Here is a 23,242-nt window from a genome sequence, read left to right as displayed (position 1 = left end):
TGAAACGCGCCCCTCGCAGCCGTCAACGCCATGATTTATATGCGAAATATCACGATTACGACAGCGAAATCAGCGACTTACTTGGAGAATGTGGGATGAAATCGGGCAGGACAATATCCAGGGCGAAGGGCGCATTCCCTTCGACATCCATAATCCGGTCTTCGTGATCTCGGCGGCGGCGATCGTCGCCTTCACGCTGGGCACGGTGATCTTGCAATATCTGACCGCCGTTCCGCCCGTCGATGGCGTGGCCCAGCCCAGCGGCGTCGAGGTTTTCTTTACCGGCATGCGCGGCTGGCTGACCAGCCGGCTCGACTGGTTCTTCCTGACCGCCGGCAATATCTTTGTCGTTCTGTGCCTTGGACTGATCCTGTCGCCGCTTGGCCGGGTCCGGCTGGGCGGTCCCGATGCCAAGCCGGATTTTTCGCTGACCGGCTGGTTCGCGATGCTGTTTGCGGCCGGCATGGGCATCGGCTTGATGTTTTACGGCGTGGCCGAGCCGATGGGGCATTTTCAGGCCGCGTTGTCCGGCCCGACGCTTGAAAACGGCATCCGCACCGACTGGGCGCCGCTAAATGGCGCGCCGGGTGACGAGGCCGGCGCACGCAACCTTGCCATGGCGGCCACCATCTTTCACTGGGGCCTGCATCCTTGGGCGATCTATGCGGTGGTCGCGCTTGCGCTTGCGCTTTTCAGCTATAACAAGGGCCTGCCGCTGACCATGCGTTCGGTATTCTATCCGATCTTTGGCGAAGGCGTCTGGGGCTGGCCCGGCCATATCATCGACATTCTGGCGGTGTTCGCCACCATCTTCGGTCTGGCCACATCGCTTGGCTTTGGTGCCGAACAGGCGACGGCGGGCCTGCATTATCTGTTCGGGATCGGCGACGGTACGACCACCAAGATCGTGCTGATCCTTGCGATCACGGCGGTTGCCACCTTCAGCGTCGTCGCGGGTGTCGAAAAGGGCGTCAAGCTTTTGTCCGAGGCGAATATGATCCTGGCGGCGATCCTTTTGCTGTTCGTGATCCTTGCCGGTCCGACATGGGAGATCATCACCGGCTTTTTCGTCAATCTGGGTGCTTATGCGCGCGATCTGATCCCGCTCTCGAATCCCTTTGGCCGCACGGATGACAATTTCCGTCAGGGCTGGACGGCATTCTATTGGGCGTGGTGGATCAGCTGGTCGCCCTTTGTCGGCATGTTCATCGCCCGGGTGTCGCGGGGCCGCACGGTGCGCGAGTTTCTGACCGCCGTGCTGATCGTGCCCTCGCTGATCTCGGTCTTGTGGATGACGGCGCTGGGCGGCACCGCGATCAGCGAATATACCGCCGGCTTTGCCGGTGTCGCCGATGCCGCGCTTGAGCTGAAGCTGTTCGAGATGCTGGGCCAATTGCCCCTGCATCAGATCAGCAGCTTCATCGGCATCGTGCTGGTGATCGTGTTCTTTGTCACCTCGTCGGATTCCGGCTCGTTGGTGATCGACACCATCTCGGCCGGGGGCAAGGTGCATGCGCCGGTCCCGCAGCGCATCTTCTGGTGCGGGTTCGAGGGCATGGTGGCCATCGCGCTTTTGCTGGGGGGCGGGCTGACCGCGCTTCAGGCCATGGCGGTGTCGACCGGGCTGCCCTTTACCTTCGTGCTGCTGGGCGCGGTGGTGGCGATCATCCGCGGCCTGATGGATGAATGGCGCGAGGTGGTCGCGGCCTGAGCGCCGCAAGCTGTGACGCACAAGCGCCACAGGCCATGAAACCGGAACGGGCAGGGGATCCCCCGCCCGTTCCCCGCAAGCCCCTGTCAACTGCCCCGGTTCGGGGCACCTGTCCGCCGTCCTTGTCTTATGGCCGATCCGGTGTCAAAAAGTGTGACGACAGGCGCGGACGACCGGCTGCGCAAAGGACAAGCGACCCGAAAAGGATCCTGGCCGATGAGAGACGACCTGAACGCCAGTGAAAAGCGGCTGATCGCGGCGCTGGACCGCATCGACCGGTTTCTGGACCAGAGTGCCGGCGCGGGTCGCGGGCAGGGCGATGCCCCAGCGCTGGCCGCGCTTGAGGCCGAGTTGCGCGCGATGCGCGATGAAAACGCCCGTCTGTCGCAGGAAATGGTGCTGCTGCACGAACGCCAGAGCGCGGCGGCGACCCAATACGAGGCCCGGCTTGCCGCCGCCCAGGACCGCGTTCAGGCGCTGGGGCAAGAGACCGCGCAGCTGACCGCCGCCAACGAGGCGCTTGCCGCCGCCAACCGGGCGCTTTCCGGGGCCGCCGCGCCGTCCGGGGATGCCACGCGCGGCGCGCTTGAGGCCGAAATCGAATCGCTGCGCGCCAGCCGCGCCGCCGAGATCGCGCAGATGGGCGACATTATCGAGACCCTCGACCGGATGATCGGCACCCCCGATGTCGCGGTCGATGCCGCCCCGCCTGCCGCCCCGCCTGCCGTCGCACCGTCGCGCCGCGCGCCCGCGCGCGCCCCGGCCCCGGCGCGTGAACCAGAGGCCGCGGTCATGCTTGAAACGCCGCCGATGCCGCGCGAGATCGCGGGACAGGCGGCCGGCGGGCATGACGAAGACGAGGAAAGGGGCTGATAATGGCCGAGGTCGATTTCAGCATCGGGCACAAATCCTATACGCTGGCCTGTCAGGAGGGCGAGGAACGGTTGCTCAAACGTGCCGCCGCGCTTCTGGATACCGAGGCGCAGGCCATTCTGGGACAGGCCGGCCGGATGCCCGAGCCACGGCTTTTGCTGTTGGCGGGGCTGATGCTGGCGGACCGGACTTCGGCGCTTGAGGATCGGGCGGCTTCGGCCGAACGCGAGCTTGCGCGATTGAAATCCAATCCGCAGCGGGTCGAGGTGCCGGTGGTGCCCGACAGCCTGGCCGAGGCCATGGCCGAGCTTGCGGCGCGGGCCGAGGCGCTGGCGCAGAAGGCCGAGGATCAACAGGCCGGGTGATCGCCTGCGGCACGGTTCTTTGGATATTTGAGTGAAGAAGAAAGGGCGGACGGCGCGGGCGCGCCCCATCTCTGGGGGCGGTGCGGTCTTTTGGGTGCTCATGGCGGGCATGAGCCTTGTCGCGGGTGGGTTGGCCCTTTTCTGGTATATGTCGCCTTTGGCCTTCGGGTTTGCGGATTGGTCCGGGGATGATGGCTCGCGCTCCGTCCTGTCGCGGCTTTATCGCTGGTCGTGGTCCCCGGGGATCGCGCTGTTTCTGGGGGTACAGGGGCTGGCGCTGGCTCTCGCCGGTTCGGGCCGCAGGATGGCGGCCGGGACCGTCGCCGCGTTCGCCAATCTGGGCTTTGCGCTGTTGATCGGGGCGATCATGGGCATGGCTGGTTGATCGTGCGGGCGGGCGGGGCGAATTTTCCCGCCAGCGTTTCACCAACCCTTGCGCCTTGGCCCGCCATGGCTATAACCCCGGACGATTTATCTGCCGCCAGCCCGAGGGACGATCATGCCGAAAAGAACCGATATCAAATCCATCCTGATCATCGGCGCCGGTCCCATCGTCATCGGGCAGGCCTGCGAATTCGACTATTCCGGGGCACAGGCCTGCAAGGCGCTGCGCGAAGAGGGGTATCGGGTCATCCTTGTGAACTCGAACCCCGCCACGATCATGACCGACCCGGAAATGGCCGATGCCACCTATATCGAGCCGATCACCCCCGAAATCGTCGAAAAGATCATCGCCAAGGAACGGCCCGACGCGCTGTTGCCGACGATGGGCGGGCAGACCGGGCTGAACACCGCGCTGGCCCTGGCCGATATGGGGGTGCTGAACCGCTATGGGGTCGAGCTGATCGGCGCGCAGCGCGCCGCCATCGAAATGGCTGAGGATCGCAAGCTGTTCCGCGAGGCCATGGACCGGATCGGGTTGGAAAACCCACGAGCCACCATCGTTGCGGCGCCCAAGCATCCCAACGGCAAATACGATATCGCCGCGGGGCTGGCCATCGGCATCGAGGCGCTGGAGGATATCGGCCTGCCGGCGATCATCCGTCCGGCCTTCACGCTGGGCGGCACCGGGGGCGGCGTCGCCTATAATCGCGACGATTACGAGCGCATCCTGCGTTCGGGGCTTGAGGCATCGCCGGTGGCGCAGGTGCTGGTCGACGAGTCACTGCTGGGCTGGAAGGAATACGAGATGGAGGTGGTGCGCGACCGTGCCGACAATGCCATCATCGTCTGTTCCATCGAAAACGTCGATCCGATGGGGGTGCATACGGGCGATTCGATCACGGTCGCGCCGGCGCTGACCCTGACCGACCGTGAATATCAGCGCATGCGCAATGGCAGCATCGCGGTCCTGCGCGAGATCGGCGTCGAAACCGGCGGCTCGAACGTGCAATGGGCGATCAACCCGGCCGATGGCCGCATGGTGGTGATCGAGATGAACCCGCGCGTCAGCCGGTCCTCGGCGCTGGCATCCAAGGCCACGGGGTTCCCGATTGCCAAGATCGCCGCGAAACTGGCCGTGGGCTATACGCTGGACGAGCTGGACAACGACATCACCAAGGTTACGCCGGCGTCCTTCGAGCCCTCGATCGACTATGTCGTGACCAAGATCCCGCGCTTTGCCTTTGAAAAATTCCCGGGCAGCAAGCCCGAGCTGACCACCGCGATGAAATCGGTGGGCGAGGTCATGGCGATCGGCCGCACCTTCCACGAGTCGCTGCAAAAGGCGCTGACCTCGATGGAGAACGGGCTGACCGGCCTTGACGATATCGAGATCCCCGGCGCCCCCGACAAGGCCGCCATCGTCAAGGCGATCAGCGCCCAGACCCCCGACCGGCTGCGCCTGATCGCGCAAGCCATGCGCCACGGGCTGAGCAATGACGAGATCCAGCACGCCACCGCCTTTGATCCGTGGTTCCTGAACCGCCTGCGCGAGATCGTCGAGGCCGAGAATGCCGTGCGCGCGGGCGGCATCCCCGCCGATCTGGAGGGGCTGCGCAAGCTCAAGATGATGGGCTTTACGGATGCGCGTCTGGCACAGCTTGCCGGGCAATCGGAAACCGCCGTCCGTCAGGCCCGCCGCGCGCTGGACCTGCATCCGGTCTTCAAGCGCATCGACACCTGCGCCGCCGAGTTCGAGGCCCAGACCCCGTATATGTATTCGACCTATGAAGCCCCGGCGATGGGCGATGTCGAAAACGAGGCCCGGCCCAGCGACCGCAAGAAGGTGGTGATCCTGGGCGGCGGTCCGAACCGGATCGGGCAGGGGATCGAATTCGACTATTGCTGCTGTCATGCCTGTTTCGCGCTGACCAAGGCCGGCTACGAGACGATCATGATCAACTGCAACCCCGAGACGGTCAGCACCGATTACGACACCTCGGACCGGCTGTATTTCGAGCCGCTGACGCTGGAACATGTGCTGGAAATCCTGCGCATCGAACAGGAAAACGGCACGCTGCACGGCGTTATCGTGCAGTTCGGCGGTCAGACGCCGCTGAAACTGGCCAATGCGCTGGAACGCGAGGGCATTCCGATCCTGGGCACCACGCCCGACGCCATCGACCTTGCCGAGGATCGCGAGCGTTTCCAGAAGCTTTTGAACGACCTGAACCTCAAGCAGCCGATCAACGGCATCGCCCGTTCGGGCGAGGAAGCCATCGAGATCGCGACCCGCATCGGTTTCCCGCTGGTCATCCGTCCGTCCTATGTCCTTGGCGGCCGCGCCATGGAAATCGTGCGCGATATGGATCAGCTGAACCGCTATATCCGCGAGGCGGTGCAGGTTTCGGGCGACAGCCCGGTGCTTCTGGACAGCTATCTGTCGGGCGCGATCGAGGTTGATGTGGACGCGCTTTGCGACGGCAAGACCGTGCATGTCGCCGGCATCATGGAGCATATCGAAGAGGCCGGCGTCCATTCGGGCGACAGCGCCTGTTCGCTGCCGCCCCATACGCTGGACGCCGCGACCATCGCCGAGCTGAAACGCCAGACCGAGGCCATGGCCCGCGCGCTGAACGTGGTCGGGCTGATGAATGTGCAGTTCGCGCTGAAGGACGGTGCGATCTATGTGCTTGAGGTGAACCCGCGCGCATCCCGCACCGTGCCCTTTGTTGCCAAGGCCACCGACAGCGCCATCGCCAGCATCGCCGCGCGGCTGATGGCGGGCGAGCCGATGGCGAATTTCCCGGCCCGCGCCGCCTATCCCGCCGGCGCCGGTCCCGAAGATCCGCTGCCCTTTGCCGATCCGCTGACACTGGCCGATCCGCAAACGCCCTGGTTCTCGGTCAAAGAGGCGGTGATGCCCTTTGCCCGCTTCCCCGGCGTCGACACGCTGCTTGGGCCGGAAATGCGCTCGACCGGCGAGGTGATGGGCTGGGACCGCAACTTCCCGCGCGCCTTCCTCAAGGCGCAGCTTGGCGCGGGGGTGCATCTGCCGGCATCCGGGCTGGTCTTTGTTTCGGTGCGCGATGCCGACAAGACGGATGCCATGGCGCAGGCCGCGCGTGATCTGACCGCGATGGGCTTCACGCTGATCGCGACGCGTGGCACGGCCGAGTTCCTCAAGGCGGCAGGGGTCGCGACCGAAACCGTGAACAAGGTCTATGAGGGGCGCCCGAACGTCGTCGACCGCCTGAAAAACGCCGAAATCGTGATGGTGCTGAACACCACCGAAGGCGCGCAGGCCATCGCCGACAGCCGCGAGATCCGGGCCGTCGCGCTGAACGACAAGATCCCGTATTTCACCACCGCAGCGGGAAGCATCGCGGCGGTCGCGGCGATCAAGTCGCGGGGCGAGGGCGAGGTGATGGTCCGCTCGCTTCAGGCCTGAGGGGGCGGGCCGCCGACCGGGACATTCGCCGCGCCGCCGGGCCGAAGGATTTTCGGACCCGGCGCGCGCCACGCCGGATAGTGGCGGCGGAGGGCGGGTCCCGGCACGGTCTTGATGCGGTGTCGAAATACCGTTCCGGCATGTCGCAAGCCCGGCGGCAATGAGAATGGGCGCGGCCCGGTGGACCACGCCCAGTTGTCGCGGAATACGCAAATATCATGCGCCACTCGTAAATACCTTGCTGATCAAATCTCCTGCGACAATCCGATCTGGCTGCCCGACCGTGGAAACAGATTTAAACGCTTTGCGTGAAATGGATGTGAACGTCGGTCAATTCGTTGAAGACAGACGATAAATTCGGCGAATCGCCTGATTCGCATGGGCCTGTGCCGGGGGGATTTCCGCGCCGGGGATTGCCCCGCACGGCCCGCGCGGCTATCGCAGGGAAAAAGGGGCGATACAGATGAGCTTCAATACTTTCGGCCGGATCTTTACCTTTACCACCTGGGGCGAAAGCCATGGGCCGGCGCTGGGTGCCACCGTCGACGGCTGTCCGCCCGGGGTCGAGCTGGACGAAGCTTTCATTCAGCAATTTCTGGACCGCCGCCGCCCCGGCACCTCGAAATTCACCACCCAGCGGCAAGAGGCCGATCAGGTCCGCATCCTGTCGGGCGTGTTCGAGGGGCGCACCACCGGCACGCCCATTCAGCTGATGATCGAAAACACCGACCAGCGCAGCAAGGATTACGGCGAGATCGCGCAGGCCTTTCGCCCCGGCCATGCCGATATCGCCTATCATCTGAAATACGGCATCCGCGACTATCGCGGCGGCGGGCGTTCCAGCGCGCGCGAAACGGCGGCGCGGGTCGCGGCGGGGGGCGTGGCACAGGCGGTGCTGCGCGATCTGGTGCCGGATCTGAAAATCACCGGCTATATGGTGCAGATGGGCAGCCTGCATCTGGACCGCGCGCATTTCGATGCCGGCCAGATCGGGCAGAACCCGTTCTTTCTGCCCGATGCCGGCGCCGTTCCCGCATGGGAGGAATATCTGAACGCGGTGCGCAAGGATCAGAACAGCGTCGGCGCGGCGCTTGAGGTGCTGATCCAGGGCTGTCCGCCCGGCCTTGGCGCGCCGGTCTATGCCAAACTCGACACCGATCTGGCGGCCGCGATGATGTCGATCAACGCCGTCAAGGGCGTCGAGATCGGCGAGGGCATGGCCGCCGCCGCGCTCAGCGGCACCGCCAATGCCGATGAGATTCGCATGGGGCCCGACGGGCCGGAATTCCTGTCCAACCATGCCGGCGGGATTCTGGGCGGCATCTCGACCGGGCAGGACATCGTCGTGCGGTTTTCGGTCAAGCCGACCAGTTCGATCCTGACCCCGCGCCGCACCATCAACCAGAAGGGCGAGGAAATCGAGCTGATCACCAAGGGCCGCCACGACCCCTGCGTCGGCATCCGCGCCGTGCCCATCGGCGAGGCGATGGCGGCCTGTGTGATTCTGGATCACCTGATGATGGACCGCGCCCAGACCGGCGGTCTGCGCGGCCCGATCGGCTGATCAAGGCATTGATCCACAGGCAAATCCCGGCGCAAGGTGGATTGTCGCAGGGCTGTTACATTCCGTTCGCATAATCGTCGCATAGCCGTTCTAGAGAACGCGCAGGCCACAACGGCCAGATGGTTAATGTCAGGAGTGATCCTATGAAATCCGCGAAACTCACCGTGTCGGCGCTGGCCGTGATTGCGGCCTCGGCCACTGCGGCTGCGGCCCGCGACCAGATCCAGGTCTCGGGTTCGTCCACCGTGCTGCCCTATGCCACGATCGTCGCCGAAGCCTTTGGCGAGAATACCGATTTCCCGACCCCGGTGGTGGAATCGGGCGGTTCCTCGGCGGGGCTGAAGAAGTTCTGCGAGGGCGTGGGCGAGAACACGATCGACATCGCCAATGCCTCGCGCCCGATCAAGGACAGCGAGAAAGAGGCCTGCAAGGCCGCCGGCGTGACCGAGATCATGGAAGTCCGCATCGGCTATGACGGCATCGTCTTTGCCAGCGACATCAACGGCAACGATTTCGCCTTTACCGCCGCCGACTGGTTCAATGCGCTGGCCGCCGAGGTGGTCCAGGACGGCAAGATCGTCGCCAACCCCTATACCAAATGGTCCGAGATCCGCGCCGATCTGCCCGATCAGGAGATTCTGGCCTTCGTGCCCGGCACCAAGCACGGCACCCGCGAAGTGTTCGAGGAAAAGGTCATCGCCGCCGGCTGCGAGGAAACCGGCGCCGCCGAGGTCTTTACCGCCGAAAAGGGCGAAGATGACGGCGAAGCCGCCTGCATGTCCCTGCGCACCGATGGCAAATCGGTGGATATCGACGGCGACTATACCGAGACGCTGGCCCGCATCCAGTCGGCCCCGAACGGCATCGGCGTCTTTGGCCTGTCGTTCTACGAAAACAACACCGACAAGCTGAAGGTCGCGACCATCGGCGGCATCACCCCCTCGACCGAGACCATCGCAAAGGGCGAATACCCGGTGTCGCGTCCGCTGTTCTTCTACGTCAAGAAACAGCATATCGGCACCATTCCGGGCCTCAAGGAATATGTCGAATTCTTCGTCTCGGACGAGCTCGCTGGCCCCGAGGGCCCGCTGGCCGCCTATGGCCTGGTCTCGGATCCCGAGCTGGCCGCGACCCAGACGGCCGTGGCGGACGAAGCGACCATCGCACAGTGATCCGGCGGGCGCGGGGACAGACCCCGCGCCCATCCGGTTTTGATCGTATCCGAGGGTTCCGATGCCTGTTTCGTGGACAATCCTGATCGTCCTTGCCCTGTCGGGGTTGGGCTATCTTGCCACCCGGTCCCGCGCCGTCCGACTGGCGGGCGGCGACATCCGCAAGCTGCATTCCCGGCCCAGCTATTACGGCTGGAACGCCGCGCTGCTGATCGGGGTGCCGGCGCTTTTCGTGACCGCCATCTGGCGCTTTCTCTGGCCGGCGACCAGCCCGGCGCTGATTTCGGCGGTCGCGCTGATCCTTGCCGCCGCGGGGCTGGCCTTTGCGCTGACGCGCACGGCGCCGGATTTCCGCGCCCGCAATGCCGTCGAAACCACGGTCAAGGCGCTGTTGATGCTGTGTTCCAGCATCGCCATCCTGACCACCGCAGGGATCGTGCTGTCGATGCTCTTCGAGACCGGGCATTTCTTTCAGCAATATTCCTGGACCGAGTTCTTTTTCGGCACCACCTGGTCGCCGCGTTTCGGCGGTGGGTCCGATCTGGGTATCCTGCCGCTGCTCTGGGGCACGCTTTACATTTCGGTGATCGCGCTGGCCGTGTCGGTGCCGATCGGGCTGTTTGCCGCGATCTACATGTCGGAATACGCGTCGGGGCGGATGCGCAGCATCGCCAAGCCGATGATCGAGGTTCTGGCCGGCATCCCGACCATCGTCTATGGCCTTTTCGCGCTGATCACCGTGGGGCCGATGCTGCGCGACTGGTTCGCGCAGCCGCTGGGCCTGGGATCGTCGGGATCCTCGGTGATGACGGCGGGGCTGGTCATGGGGATCATGCTGATCCCGTTCGTCAGCTCGCTGTCCGATGACATCATCAATGCCGTGCCGCAATCCCTGCGCGACGGCGCGCTGGGGCTGGGTTCGACCCGGTCGGAAACCATCCGCAAGGTGGTGCTGCCCGCCGCGCTGCCCGGGATTGTCGGGGCCATCCTGCTGGCCGCGTCGCGCGCCATCGGCGAGACGATGATCGTGGTCATGGGCGCGGGCGCCGCCGCCCAGATGGGGCTGAACCCGTTCGAGGCGATGACCACCATCACCGTCAAGATCGTCAGCCAGCTGACCGGCGACACCGATTTCGCCGCGCCCGAAACGCTGGTCGCCTTTGCTCTGGGCCTGACGCTTTTCACCATCACCCTGGGGCTGAACATCGTCGCGCTTTATGTCGTGCGCAAATACCGGGAGCAGTACGAATGACCGACGCGACCCTGCCGGGGCCCGCCGTTCCGCCGGGCAAAAGCTCGCTTCTGACGCTGGATGCGCGCACCCGCAAACGCAACGCCGCCGAGGCCCGCTTCCGTGCCTATGGGCTGGGCGCCATCGCCATTGCGGTGGTCATGCTGTTGATCCTGCTTTTCACCATCGTGACCGGCGGCATCGGCGCTTTCCGCCAGACCTATCTGGAAATTCCCGTCACGCTCGACGCGGCCCAGCTGGACAAGAAGGGCAATCGCGACCCCGAGGATATCAAGAAGGTCCTGACCCTGACCTATGGCAAGCTGCTGGATCAGTCGCTGCAAGCGGTCATCGCGGAAAAGGGGATCGTGGTGGCCGATCTGTCCGGCAAGGACATCAAGGACCTGATCTCGAAAGAGGCGGCGGCGCAGTTGCGCGCCCGGGTGCTGGCCGATCCCGGCCTGATCGGTCAGACGGTTCCGGCGCGCGTTCTGGTGAATGGCCGGGTCGACGGCTATTACAAGGGCCGCGTCAGCATGGAAAGCGCGGCCCGCGACGCCAATACCTCGCCCCAGCAGTTGCAGCTGGCCGATGCGCTCAGGGCGCAGGGGATGCTGGACACGGTCTGGAACTGGTCGTTCCTGACCAGTCCCGATGCCTCCGACCAGCGCCCCGAGGCGGCCGGCGTCGGCATCGCCATTCTGGGTTCGCTCTACATGATGCTGGTGGTGCTGTTTCTGTCGGTGCCCATCGGTGTCGGCGCCAGCATCTATCTTGAGGAATTCGCCCCGAAAAACCGCTGGACCGACATTATCGAGGTGAACATCTCGAACCTTGCCGCGGTGCCGTCCATCGTCTTCGGCATCCTTGGCCTTGCGGCTTTCATCAATTTCGCGGGCCTGCCGCAATCGGCGCCCATCGTCGGCGGTCTGGTGCTGACGCTGATGACGCTGCCCACGATCATCATCGCCACCCGCGCGGCGCTCAAGGCGGTGCCGCCCAGCATTCGCGACGCGGCTTTGGGGGTGGGGGCATCGCGCATGCAGTCGGTGTTTCATCACGTCCTGCCGCTGGCCCTGCCCGGGATCCTGACCGGGACCATCATCGGGCTTGCCCAGGCTTTGGGTGAAACCGCGCCGCTTTTGCTGATCGGGATGGTGGCTTTTGTCAAAAACTTCCCTGCGGCGCCGCCCGAAGGGTTGTTCGATCCCGCCTCGGCCCTTCCGGTTCAGGTCTTTAACTGGACCCAGCGCGCCGACCCCGCCTTTATCGAACGTGCCTCGGGGGCGATCATCGTCCTGCTGGTATTCCTTTTGTGCATGAACCTTGTTGCCATCTTCCTGCGCCGCAAATTCGAGCGTCGGTGGTAAACAGGACACGGAGACACGATAATGAACGACATGAGCATTCTGGAGCGCAGCGTGGACCAGTCCGATATCAAGATCACCGCGCGGGACGTGCAGGTCCATTACGGCGACAAACACGCCATCAAGGATGTCAGCGTCGAGTTGCTGGACAAGACCGTGACCGCCTTTATCGGCCCCTCGGGCTGTGGCAAGTCGACATTTCTGCGCTGTCTGAACCGGATGAACGACACCATCGACATCTGTCGCGTGTCGGGCCGGATCGCGCTGGATGGCGAGGATATCTATGACAAGCGCGTCGATCCGGTGCAGCTGCGCGCCAAGGTCGGGATGGTGTTTCAAAAGCCGAATCCCTTTCCCAAGTCGATCTATGACAATGTGGCTTACGGGCCGCGCATCCACGGGCTGGCCCGAAACCGCGCCGAACTCGATGAGATCGTCGAGAAATCGCTGCGCGGGGCGGCGCTCTGGAACGAGGTCAAGGACCGTCTGGCCGATCCCGGCACCGGTCTTTCGGGCGGCCAGCAACAGCGCCTGTGCATCGCCCGCGCCGTCGCCACCCAGCCCGAGGTGCTGTTGATGGACGAACCTTGCAGCGCGCTCGACCCCATCGCCACCGGCCAGGTCGAGGAACTGATCGATCAGCTCCGGTCCGAATTCTCGGTCGTGATCGTGACCCATTCGATGCAGCAGGCCGCCCGCGTCAGCCAGAAAACCGCATTCTTTCACCTGGGCAATTTGGTCGAATATGACGATACGGATGAAATTTTCACCAATCCGCGCGATCCGCGGACGGAAAGCTATATCAGCGGCCGCATCGGCTAGGGCAAAGGGGACCGGATATGAACAGTGAACGCCACATCCTTTCGGCCTTTGACCGCGATCTGGAAACCGTGCAGGCCATGGTCGTCAAGATGGGCGGCATGGTCGAAAGTGCGATCAATGACGCGGCCAATGCGCTGGAAAACCGCGACGACGAGCTGGCCGAGGACGTGCGCCGCCGCGACAAGGCCATCGACGCGCTGGAATTGCAGATCAACGAGGAAGCCGCCCGGCTGATCGCGCTGCGCGCACCGCGCGCCACCGATCTGCGCATGGTGCTTTCGGTGATCAAGATCTCGGCCAGTCTGGAGCGCGTGGGCGATTACGCCAAGAACATCGCCAAGCGCAGCAATGTGCTGGGCGATCTGCCGGTGATCGAGGGCGCGGGCATGGCATTGCGGCGGATGTCGATGACCGTCGAGGGGATGATGAAGGACGCGCTGGACAGCTATATCCAGCGCGACGCCGCCCTGGCCGAGGATGTGCGCAAGCGCGATCTCGAGGTCGATCAGATGTATAACGCGCTGTTTCGCGAATTCCTGACCTATATGATGGAGGATCCGCGCAGCATCACCGCCTGCATGCATCTGCATTTCATCGCCAAGAATATCGAACGCATGGGCGATCACGCGACCGGCATCGCCGAACAGGTGATCTATCTGGCGACCGGCGACCTGCCCGAGGACACCCGTCCCAAGGGCGAAAGCGTGCCGCGCCTGAATACCGAAAGGGTCTGATCCATGGCGCAATCCCAACCCTGTGTTCTGGTTGTCGAGGATGAGGGCGCGCAGCGCGAGGTGTTGAAATACAACCTTGAGGCCGAGGGCTTCGAGGTCGTGCTGGCCGAAAATGGCGACGAGGCGATGCTGCTGGTCGCCGAGGAACAGCCCGATCTGATCGTGCTGGACTGGATGCTGCCCAATGTCAGCGGCATCGAGGTCTGTCGCCGGGTCAAGGCCGATCCCCAGACCCGCCAGATCCCGATCGTCATGCTGTCGGCCCGTTCCGAAGAGGTGGACCGGGTGCGCGGGCTGGAAACCGGGGCCGACGACTATGTCGTCAAACCCTATTCCGTGGTTGAGCTGATGGCGCGGCTGCGCACCCAGCTGCGCCGGACGCGGCCGGCGACCATGGGCGAAAGGCTCAGCTTTGCCGATATCATTCTGGATGCGGGCGAACATCGGGTGTTTCGCGCCGGTCAGCCGCTGCATCTGGGCCCGACCGAATTTCGCTTGCTGAGCACGCTGATGGAAAAGCCCGGCCGCGTCTGGACGCGCGAGCAATTGCTGGACCGGGTCTGGGGGCGCGACATCTATGTCGATACCCGCACCATCGACGTGCATGTCGGCCGGTTGCGCAAGGCGCTGATGGCCAATGGCGGCGACAATCCGGTGCGGACGGTGCGCGGCACGGGCTATTCGCTGGGCTGATCCCGGCCGGGGCGGAGGAATGCGAAAGCCGCGGGGGTGATCCCCGCGGCTTTCCCGTTTCCTGCGGCCGGTTTTCTTGGGGCCGGGCGCGGCATGGATCGTTCCATGAACCGGCCCGGCGGGGATCAGTTGCGTTGTGCCAGCAACTCGGTGATCCGGCGCACGGCGACGCGGCGGTTTTCACGTTCGGCGGCTTCGGTCGGGATCAGCAGGAACTGTTCGCCGTAACCCTGAACGACCATGTTTTCGGGCGGCACCTGGAAATATTCGGTCAGCGCCAGCGCGACCGATTCCGCGCGCCGGTCCGACAGCGCAAGGTTTGCCGCGTTTGAGCCGATGGCGTCGGTATAACCCTCGATCATGTAAATCTCGTCGGGGTTGCGCGCGATGCTGTCGCGGATGACCTTGCCCAGCGTCGCCAGTTGCTGCGCCTGATCGGGCGTGATCGCGGCCGAGCCGGTGTCAAAGGTGATCTCGGGCACGTTCACGGGGGCGACCAGCGCGCGCACCTCGGGGATGTCGCGGATCTGGCCCAGGCTGAAGCGGCGGTCGATCGCGGCCTCGCGGCGCAATGCCTCGCGCAGCGCGTCCTCGGACATCGGGCCGCGAATGCTGCGCACCGGCGGCGGCTTGGGCAGGTCGGCGATGCGGACGGGCTTTGCCTCGGTATCGTCGATCAGCTGGGTTTCGCTGCCATCGGCGCGGATCAGCGTGCGGCGCAGGATGTTCATATTGGCGTCGCGGATGGTGACGACGCGGCTGCCATCCTCGCGCAGCACCGTGCTGCGGGTCGAGCCGTCCTGAAAGGTCTCGGTCTGCACGTTCGAGCCGGGACGATACAGCAGCGCGTTTTCGTCCTTGATCACCTGCTGGCTGCCATCGGGCAGGGTGACGACCACGCGGTCGCCGGTGTTCAGCGCCACCTGACGGTCGTTGGAGAGCATCTTGCCGACGGCAAAGCCCGCCGCGCCCGCCAGCAACAGCTTGGCCAGATCGCGGCCGCTGTCATCGTCGTCTTTCTTGCGCGCTTCGGGTTCGGGCGCGGCCTGAAGACCCTGGGTGACGGCGGTCGCGAATTCCTGCGCCGAGCTGCGAGCATTGTCCTGGGTGATGGTCTGTTCGACCACCTCGCCCTTGCCTTCCTTGCCGGGTTCGGCCTGCAAGGCCGCGGCGGTCACGGGGGCGACCTCTTCGGCGGCGCGTTTTGCCACGGCATTCGGCTTGGCCTGGGCTTCGGGGGCGGGCATTTCGGCCGGCTCGGTCCCGGTTGCGGTCCCAGTTGCGGTTTCGGGGCTGGTTGCCGCTTTCGGGGCGTTCTTTTCCTCAAGCTGCTTGCGCAGGGCTTCGGTGTCGTCGTCCACGGCTTTCGCGGCCTTGTCCTTCGACTCCTTGTCCTTCGACTCCTTGGCCTCGTCCGCCTTGTCTTCGCCCGCTTTCTTGGCGGGCGCCGTCTCGGTCGTCATGGTCTCGGCCGGTTGCGCATCCACTTTCGGCGCGTCGGCGGGCTTTTCCGCCGGGGCCTTGGACGTCTGGGCTTCGGTTTGGGGTTGCTGCACCTTGTCCTTGGTACCGTCCTTGGCATCGGATGCCTTGGCTTCCAGCTTTTCGCGCAGGGCTTCGGTCGCGTCCTCATCGTTCGCGGTCTTGGCGTCTGCTTTGGCGGGCTTGGGGGCGGGCTGTTTCTTGGCCTCGTCCGCCATCTGCTCGGTCCGGGCGGCGGCCTCGGCGGCATCTTCGGGTTTGGCGGTGGGGGCGGCGGCATCGACCACGGGGGGCTTTGCCTGCGGCTCCTTGGCTTCAAGCGGCTCGGGGGTCGCTTCGGTTTCTTCGGGGGGCGCAGGTTCGGCAATCGGTTCCGCAGCGGCTTTTCCGGCGGCTTCCGGCGCGGCCTCGGCCGGGGGCGTGTCGGCGGCTTCGGCGGCAGGCTCGCTTGTCATCGCCGCGTCAGCCGCCGCTTCGGCGGGTGTTTCCTGCGGCTGTTCGGCGGCGGGTTCCGCGGCCTCTTGTTCCGGGGCTGCCTCTGCCTCGGGGGCGGCCGGTTCGGGGGCGGTTTCGGGGGCTGCGGCTTCGGCCGCCGGTTGTTCCGGCGCCTCTGCCTGGGGCAGAACCTGTTGCTCGGCCTGCGCCAGTGAAAGCTGCGGCGTCACGATGGCGAGCGAGGCCACAAGGGCGGTGGTGGTGCGATAGATGCGGCGCATGTCGGTCCTCTTTCCGATGGTCGCGTGATGCGGATCAACCGCTCATCGGGGGGGCGGTTCCCAAACATCGCCGTGACCGCCCTGTGATCGCGGGGGCCGGACGGGTGGTGCAATGCGTCGCAAATGGCGCGTTCAGTTGCCGGTTAGAACCAGCTTTCCCCCGGCCAGACGCTGGATCCGGCCGCTAAGCTCAAGCGTCAGGATCACCGGGGCCAGCGCCGCCGCCGGCAATCCCAGATCGCGGATCAGCAGGTTTTCCTCGGTCGGGCTGGGGCCAAGGCGCGACAGGATGCGCGCCTCAAGGTTGACCGGACCGCCCTGTACCGGGCGGGTGGCGATCTTGTGGCCCAGCTCGGCCAGCCGGCGTGCGACGGCGGCGGGTTGAAGCGCGCGCGCGATGCCCGCGCTGGCGCGCGCCGAGCTTGCCACGACGGCCGGCCGCGCGGCGGGGCTGGGCACAGGGGCGGGGCTGCGTTCGGCCGCGTCGATTTGCAATGCCGTCAGCACGTCTTCGGAATTGCGCACCAGCGCCGCGCCGTCACGGATCAGCAGATTGCAGCCTGCGGCCCGCGCATCCATCGGATGGCCGGGCACGGCCATCACCTCGCGCCCCTGATCCAGCGCGCAGCGCGCGGTGATCAGGCTGCCCGAACGCTGCGCGGCCTCGATCACCACCACGGCGCGCGACAGGCCGGAAATGATGCGGTTGCGGGCCGGGAAATGCCGGGCCACGGCTTCGGTTCCCGGGGGCTGTTCGCTGATCAGCAACCCGGTTTCACAGATGGATTCGGCCAAAGCGGCATTCTCGCTTGGATAGATCATGTCGATGCCGCCCGCCATGACCGCCACGGTGCCGGTGCTCAACGCGGCCTCATGCGCGATGGTGTCGATGCCGCGGGCCAGACCGGCGATGACGGCGGCCCCCGATTGGGCCAGCCCCAAAGCCATGCCGCGCGCCATCCGCAGACCCAGCGACGAGGCATTGCGCGCCCCGATCACCGCGACCGGAATCCGTTCCAGCACCGACAGATCGCCCCGCACCCACAGGACCGGCGGCGCCTCGGCGATTTCACGCAAGAGCGCGGGATAATCGGGATCGTCCCAGGTCAGCAGCCGGGCACCGGCGCGCCGGCCGGCCTCGATCTCGGCCTCGGCGATGCTGCGGGGGCAGGGGGCATAGCTGTCGAGCCCGGCGGCCCGCGCCATATCCGGCAGTGCCGCCAGCGCGGCATCGGGGCTGCCATGTTCCGCCAGCAGCCGGTGAAAGGTGGCAGGCCCCACCTTGCGCGAACGGATAAGGCGCAGCACCGCAAGACCGTCCCCTTTCATGGGGATTGGAGGGTGGTGGGGGTCGAAAGAAAGCGGTCTTGCCATCATGTCCGGTGCCTTTGCCTCATCCGCAGAGGAAACTTGGCACGGGAATGGTTAAAAATGCGTTAGCCCGGATCGGTGCGCGCAAGTTTATGTAAAATCTATGGATTTCAGGAACTGGATCCGCCGATGGTCAGCCCGCCGATTCGCAGGCTGGGCAGGCCGACACCCACCGGCACCCATTGCCCCTGTTTGCCGCAATTGCCGATTCCCGGATCCAGCGACAGATCGTTGCCGATGGCGCGGATCTGGCGCAGGGCGGTCGCGCCGTCGCCGATCAGCGTGGCGCCCCGGATCGGATCGCCAACCTCGCCATTCTTCACGCGGTAAGCCTCGGTGCAGGAAAAGACGAATTTGCCATTGGTGATGTCCACCTGACCGCCGCCGAAGCCGACGGCATAAATCCCGTCCTCGAGCCCCGACAGGATCGAGGCCGGATCCTCGGTCCCGGCCAGCATGAAGGTATTGGTCATGCGCGGCATCGGTGCATGGGCATAGCTTTGGCGCCGTCCGTTGCCGGTCGGTTCGACCCCCATCAACCGCGCATTCTGGCGGTCCTGCATATAGCCGACCAGCACGCCATCCTCGATCAGCACATTGCGGCCGGGGGGCGTGCCCTCATCGTCGACCGAGATCGAGCCGCGCCGGTCGGGAATGGTGCCGTCGTCGATCACCGTCACGCCCGGGGCCGCGACCCGCTGGCCCAGAAGGCCGGCAAAGGCGGAATGCCCCTTGCGGTTGAAATCCCCTTCGAGCCCGTGGCCCACCGCCTCATGCAGCAGGATGCCGGGCCAGCCGGGGCCAAGCACCACATCCATCACCCCCGCCGGTGCCGGCACCGAACGCAGATTGACCAGCGCGATGCGCAGCGCCTCGCGCACCAGCCCCTGCCAGTGTTCGGGCGTGACCAGCCCGTCCAGCGCGATGCGCCCGCCGCCACCGGCATTGCCCGATTCCCGGCGGCTGTTCGATTCCACGATGACCGAGACATTGATCCGCGCCATCGGCCGGATATCGGTCGAAAGCCCGCCTTCGGGGCGCAGGATGGCCACCTCTTGCACCGAGGTCGCGAGGCTGGCCGAGACCTGGACCACGCGCGGGTCCAGGTCGCGCGCGAAGGCGTCGATTTCACGCAAAAGCGCCACGCGCGCGGCAAAACTGACGCCCGCTGCCGGGTCTATGGCGGCGTAAAGCGGCGTGATCTCGCCCCGGGGCGGCAGCGCGAGCGTGCCGCCGCCATCGCCGACGGCCAGCCGCACGGTTTCGGCAGCCTTTTTCAGGGCGGATTCGCTGATATCGGTCGAATGGGCATAGCCGGTGACCTCGCCCCGCACGGCGCGCAGGCCGAAGCCCTGTTCGGCGTCATAGGTGGCATTGCGCAGCCGGCCGTCGTCAAAGACCAGCGCTTCGGACCGGGCGCGTTCCAGAAACAATTCGCCATCCTCGGCGCCATCCAGCGCCTTGCGCAGGACCGCTAGGGCGCGATCCTGATCCAGATGGGTCTCAAACGGGGAAAACGAAGCGTCGGTCATGCGGATCGGTCCTTGCGTGAGGGCCTCGGGTAAGGGAATTTTGGTCGAAAGTCGATAGCAATAGGCTTGCCGCAGCGGGTAAGATATGGTTGTGGTGCAACACCGATACCGGTTGCGGCATATCAGCGCGCCGACCGGTGGAATGTAGGCAACGGGATGGAATGATGGCAATTGCGACGATGCGCCGCGGTCTGGCGGCGGTGACGGGCCTGGGACTGGCGGGAATGGTGGCTGCTCCGGCATTCGCGCAGGACGTGCTGGGCGATCTGCCCGTGATCGGCAAGCCGGTGAACGGCGGCATGGGCTTTCAGCCCGCATCGAGCCCGCTGGCGCATGACCAGCAATGGCTGGATCACTTCGTGCTCTACATCATCACCGGCGTGACGATTTTCGTCTGTCTGCTGCTGCTGATCTGTATCGTCCGGTTCAATCGCCGCGCGAATCCCGTTCCCGCGCGCTTTACCCACAACACCCCGATCGAGGTGATCTGGACGCTGGTTCCGGTGCTGATCCTTGTGGCCATCGGCGCCTTTTCGCTGCCGATCCTGTTCCGCAGCCAGGAAATGCCCAACGACCCGGATCTGGTGGTCAAGGCCATCGGCCATCAGTGGTACTGGTCCTATGAATATCCCAATGACGGCATCGCCTTTGACGCGCTGATGCTGGAAAAGGACGCGCTGGCCGCGGCCGGTTATTCCGAGGACGAATATCTGCTGGCCGCCGACAATCCCGTCGTCGTTCCGGTCGGCAAGAAGGTTCTGGTCCAGGTGACCGCCACCGACGTGATCCACAGCTGGACCGTGCCCGCATTCGCCGTCAAACAGGACGCGGTGCCGGGCCGGATCGCGCAACTGTGGTTCTCGGTCGATCAGGAAGGCGTCTATTTCGGCCAGTGCTCGGAACTTTGCGGCATCAACCACGCCTATATGCCCATCGTCGTCAAAGCCGTCAGCCAGGAAAAATACGACGCATGGCTGGCTGGCGCGAAAGAGGAATTCGCGGCCGACGCCTCGGATTACCTGCCGGCGAAACCCGTCCAGCTGGCGCTGGCGGAATAAGGGCTGATCGTGGCCGATACCAACGCATATGAAGGGGCCGCCTCGGACAATGGTTTCGAGGCGGGCTTTGGCGACTATGTCGCGCTGTTGAAGCCGCGGGTGATGTCGCTTGTGGTGTTCACGGCCTTTGTCGGGCTGTGGATCGCGCCGGTGCCGATGAACCCGTTCGTCGCCTTTTGCTGCGTGCTGTTCATCGCGCTTGGCGGCGGCGCCTCGGGCGCGCTGAACATGTGGTATGATGCCGATATCGACGCGGTGATGAAGCGCACGGCGAACCGCCCGGTGCCTGCGGGCCGCATCCCCGCCGGTGAGGCGCTGGCCGTGGGCATCGCGCTTTCGGGCCTGTCGGTGATGATGCTGGGGCTGGCGGCGAATTGGTTCGCGGCGGGTTTCCTTGCCTTTACCATCTTCTTTTATGCGGTGATCTATACGGTCTGGCTGAAACGCCGGACGCCGCAGAACATCGTCATCGGCGGCGCGGCCGGTGCCTTTCCGCCGATGATCGGCTGGGCCTGCGCGACCGGGGGCATCAGCGTGGAATCGCTGCTGATGTTCGCGCTTATCTTCTTCTGGACACCGCCGCATTTCTGGGCGCTGGCGCTGTTCATGAAGGGTGACTACTCCAAGGCCGGCGTGCCGATGCTGACCGTGACGCATGGCCGCAAGGTCGCGCGCCGTCACATCTTTGCCTATACGCTGGTGCTTGCGCCCTTTGCGATCTGGCTGGGCTTCACCTCGGTCGGCGGGCCGCTTTATCTGGCGGTTTCGGTGGTGCTGAACCTGCTCTTCATCGCCGGTGGCTGGCGCATCCTGCACCGCAGCGAAGCCGAGGCCGAGGCCGATGGCTATCGGGTCGAAAAGCGCTATTTCCGGCTGTCGCTTTACTATACCTTCCTGCACTTCCTGGCGCTGCTGGTCCAGCACTGGGCGGGCCCGTGGATCGGGGGGTGGTGATGCTGCAAGTCGAACACGAATTGCACAAGCGCCGCCGCAGCCGCAATCTGGGCGTGCTTTTCGCGCTTTTGGCCTTTGTCGCGCTGGTCTTTGGGCTTTCGGTGGTCAAGATCACCCAAGGCGACATGATGCAGGGCTTTGACCACCGGCCGCGCGCCTCGATGCTGCCGCGCGACCCGGATGCGCCGGCGCGCAATCCCGCGCCCGTGGCCGCCCCCGGCACCCCCGGCGCGCAGGCCACGCAGGAGGGCGGGCAATGAATCCGCACAAATCCAATACCCGCATCCTGACCATGCTGGTTGGCGTGGTCGTGGTGATGGGGGCGCTGGCCTGGGCGGCGGTGCCCTTTTACAACTGGTTTTGCAAGGTCACGGGCTATGGCGGCACCACCAATGTGTCGCTGACCGCGTCCGATACCGTGCTGGACGAAATGGTGCGCGTGCGCTTTGACGCCAATGTCGATGACAATATGGGCTGGACCTTCCGCCCGATGCAGCGCGAGATGAAAATCCGCATCGGCGAGAACGCGATGGCCTTTTATGAGGCGATCAACACCACCGACAAGCCCATCACCGGCACCGCCAGCTATAACGTGGCGCCCGAAACTGCGGGCTATTTCTTCAACAAGATCGAGTGCTTCTGCTTTACCGAGCAGACCCTGCAACCGGGCGAGCGCGTCGAAATGCCGGTCAGCTTCTTTGTCGATCCCGAACTGGTCGACGATCGCGATGCCGGGCGTATCCGCGACATCACCCTGTCCTATACCTTTCACCTGACCGATCCGCCGGCCCCGCCCAAACAGGCGGTGCTGGATGCCGGGACGGTGCCGAGCGTAAACTGAATGAACAAGAACCAGCAACAGCCGGGAATGCAGCCATGGCCCATGTAAAGAACCACGACTATCAGATCCTGCCGCCATCCATCTGGCCTTTCCTGGGCGCGATTTCTGCCTTTGTGATGCTGACCGGTGCGGTGGCCTGGATGAAGGGCATCACCGTGCTCGGCGCCCCGGTCGAAGGCCCGTGGATGTTCCTGATCGGCTTTGTCGCGGTGCTTTACGTCATGTTCGGCTGGTGGGCCGATGTGATCGAAGAGGGCGAGGATGGCGAGCATACCCCGGTCGTGCGCATCGGGCTGCAATATGGCGTCATCCTGTTCATCATCTCCGAGGTGATGTTCTTCGTCGCCTGGTTCTGGGCCTTTATCAAGAACGCCATGTATCCGATGGGGCCGGACAGCCCGATCAAGGACGGCGTCTGGCCGCCGGAAGGCATCGTCACCTTCGACCCCTGGCACCTGCCGCTGATCAACACGCTGATCCTGCTGTTGTCGGGCGTCGCGGTGACCTGGGCGCACCATGCCTTTGTCCATGACGGCGACCGCAAGACCACCATTCGCGGGCTGGTCGTGGCGGTGATCCTGGGCCTGTGCTTTACCGCGCTTCAGGCTTATGAATACAGCCATGCCGCCTTTGGCCTGTCCGACACCGTCTATGCCGGCACCTTCTACATGGCGACCGGGTTCCACGGTGCCCATGTCATCATCGGCACGATCTTTCTGTTCATCTGTCTGATCCGCTTTTCGCGTGGCCAGATGACCCAGGAGCAGCATGTCGGCTTCGAGGCCGCCGCCTGGTACTGGCACTTCGTCGATGTGGTCTGGCTGTTCCTGTTCGTGGTCGTCTATATCTGGGGCCGCTGATCCCGGCCGACATTCGGACCGGCGCGGGGGCAGACGCCCCCGCGCCGTTTTTTTATGGAGAGGC

At 64.9% G+C, this 23,242-nt stretch carries 20 protein-coding genes; 17 read left to right on the top strand and 3 right to left on the bottom strand.

Features of this window, described 5'->3' with window-relative positions; translation table 11 throughout:
- Positions 1-88 precede the first annotated feature (88 nt).
- The 12 genes from ACFOMH_RS12475 (at position 89) to phoB (ending at position 14,364) form a co-directional block, all read left to right on the top strand.
- On the top strand, positions 89-1,711 hold the full coding sequence (locus ACFOMH_RS12475) for a BCCT family transporter (protein ID WP_377744821.1): 1,623 nt from the start codon (positions 89-91) through the stop codon (positions 1,709-1,711).
- A 216-nt stretch (positions 1,712-1,927) separates the two neighbouring features.
- Entirely contained in the window at positions 1,928-2,584 is a 657-nt protein-coding gene (locus ACFOMH_RS12470; RefSeq protein WP_377744820.1) for a hypothetical protein, read from the top strand.
- Positions 2,585-2,586: 2 nt separating this feature from the next.
- Positions 2,587-2,949, top strand: coding sequence for a cell division protein ZapA (locus ACFOMH_RS12465; RefSeq protein WP_374424421.1), 363 nt, complete (start codon positions 2,587-2,589; stop codon positions 2,947-2,949).
- A 31-nt stretch (positions 2,950-2,980) separates the two neighbouring features.
- Entirely contained in the window at positions 2,981-3,334 is a 354-nt protein-coding gene (locus tag ACFOMH_RS12460; protein WP_377744818.1) for a hypothetical protein, read from the top strand.
- A gap of 114 nt (positions 3,335-3,448) precedes the next feature.
- Positions 3,449-6,781: a carbamoyl-phosphate synthase large subunit gene (carB, locus tag ACFOMH_RS12455; protein WP_377744816.1), complete on the top strand. Its 3,333-nt coding sequence runs from the start codon at positions 3,449-3,451 to the stop codon at positions 6,779-6,781.
- Between the two features lie 463 nt (positions 6,782-7,244).
- A complete protein-coding gene (gene aroC / locus ACFOMH_RS12450) occupies positions 7,245-8,345 on the top strand; it encodes a chorismate synthase (protein WP_377744815.1) in 1,101 nt (366 codons plus the stop codon).
- 143 nt (positions 8,346-8,488) lie between these two features.
- Complete coding sequence (locus tag ACFOMH_RS12445; RefSeq protein WP_377744813.1) at positions 8,489-9,517, top strand: substrate-binding domain-containing protein; 1,029 nt, start codon at positions 8,489-8,491, stop codon at positions 9,515-9,517.
- 61 nt (positions 9,518-9,578) lie between these two features.
- Positions 9,579-10,769, top strand: a complete 1,191-nt coding sequence (gene pstC / locus ACFOMH_RS12440; protein ID WP_377744811.1) for a phosphate ABC transporter permease subunit PstC — start codon at positions 9,579-9,581, stop codon at positions 10,767-10,769.
- The gene (gene pstA / locus ACFOMH_RS12435; RefSeq protein WP_377744810.1) at positions 10,766-12,118 is read left to right on the top strand and encodes a phosphate ABC transporter permease PstA; all 1,353 of its coding nucleotides are present in this window, start codon (positions 10,766-10,768) and stop codon (positions 12,116-12,118) included. The genes pstC and pstA overlap by 4 nt, the downstream gene beginning before the upstream one ends.
- A 21-nt stretch (positions 12,119-12,139) precedes the next feature.
- Positions 12,140-12,937, top strand: coding sequence for a phosphate ABC transporter ATP-binding protein PstB (gene pstB, locus ACFOMH_RS12430; RefSeq protein ID WP_374424411.1), 798 nt, complete (start codon positions 12,140-12,142; stop codon positions 12,935-12,937).
- Between the two features lie 17 nt (positions 12,938-12,954).
- The gene (gene phoU, locus ACFOMH_RS12425; RefSeq protein WP_374424410.1) at positions 12,955-13,671 is read left to right on the top strand and encodes a phosphate signaling complex protein PhoU; all 717 of its coding nucleotides are present in this window, start codon (positions 12,955-12,957) and stop codon (positions 13,669-13,671) included.
- A gap of 3 nt (positions 13,672-13,674) precedes the next feature.
- A complete protein-coding gene (phoB, locus tag ACFOMH_RS12420; protein ID WP_374424408.1) occupies positions 13,675-14,364 on the top strand; it encodes a phosphate regulon transcriptional regulator PhoB in 690 nt (229 codons plus the stop codon).
- Between the two features lie 125 nt (positions 14,365-14,489).
- Here phoB and ACFOMH_RS12415 read toward each other — a convergent pair whose 3' ends face one another.
- The 3 genes from ACFOMH_RS12415 to tldD form a co-directional block, all read right to left on the bottom strand.
- Positions 14,490-16,562, bottom strand: coding sequence for an OmpA family protein (locus ACFOMH_RS12415; RefSeq protein WP_377744808.1), 2,073 nt, complete (start codon positions 16,560-16,562; stop codon positions 14,490-14,492).
- Positions 16,563-16,694: 132 nt separating this feature from the next.
- Entirely contained in the window at positions 16,695-17,891 is a 1,197-nt protein-coding gene (gene dprA, locus ACFOMH_RS12410) for a DNA-processing protein DprA (protein WP_377744806.1), read from the bottom strand.
- A 152-nt stretch (positions 17,892-18,043) separates the two neighbouring features.
- Positions 18,044-19,465, bottom strand: a complete 1,422-nt coding sequence (gene tldD / locus ACFOMH_RS12405; protein ID WP_377744804.1) for a metalloprotease TldD — start codon at positions 19,463-19,465, stop codon at positions 18,044-18,046.
- 161 nt (positions 19,466-19,626) lie between these two features.
- Here tldD and coxB point away from each other — a divergent pair, with 161 nt between their 5' ends.
- The 5 genes from coxB to ACFOMH_RS12380 are packed head-to-tail and all read left to right on the top strand — an operon-like array spanning position 19,627 to position 23,178.
- A complete protein-coding gene (gene coxB, locus ACFOMH_RS12400; protein WP_374424400.1) occupies positions 19,627-20,523 on the top strand; it encodes a cytochrome c oxidase subunit II in 897 nt (298 codons plus the stop codon).
- A 9-nt stretch (positions 20,524-20,532) separates the two neighbouring features.
- Positions 20,533-21,477 (top strand): heme o synthase, encoded by a 945-nt coding sequence (gene cyoE / locus ACFOMH_RS12395; RefSeq protein WP_374424398.1) that lies wholly within the window; start codon positions 20,533-20,535, stop codon positions 21,475-21,477.
- Positions 21,477-21,737: a hypothetical protein gene (locus ACFOMH_RS12390; protein WP_374424396.1), complete on the top strand. Its 261-nt coding sequence runs from the start codon at positions 21,477-21,479 to the stop codon at positions 21,735-21,737. Before cyoE ends, ACFOMH_RS12390 begins: the two co-directional genes overlap by 1 nt.
- Entirely contained in the window at positions 21,734-22,318 is a 585-nt protein-coding gene (locus tag ACFOMH_RS12385; RefSeq protein ID WP_377744802.1) for a cytochrome c oxidase assembly protein, read from the top strand. Before ACFOMH_RS12390 ends, ACFOMH_RS12385 begins: the two co-directional genes overlap by 4 nt.
- Before the next feature lie 35 nt (positions 22,319-22,353).
- Positions 22,354-23,178, top strand: coding sequence for a cytochrome c oxidase subunit 3 (locus ACFOMH_RS12380; RefSeq protein WP_377744800.1), 825 nt, complete (start codon positions 22,354-22,356; stop codon positions 23,176-23,178).
- Positions 23,179-23,242: the final 64 nt, after the last annotated feature.

The organism is Paracoccus mangrovi (genome assembly GCF_042648425.1).
Classification (GTDB): Bacteria; Pseudomonadota; Alphaproteobacteria; order Rhodobacterales; family Rhodobacteraceae; genus Paracoccus; species Paracoccus mangrovi.
This window is presented reverse-complemented; position numbering and strand designations above follow the sequence as displayed.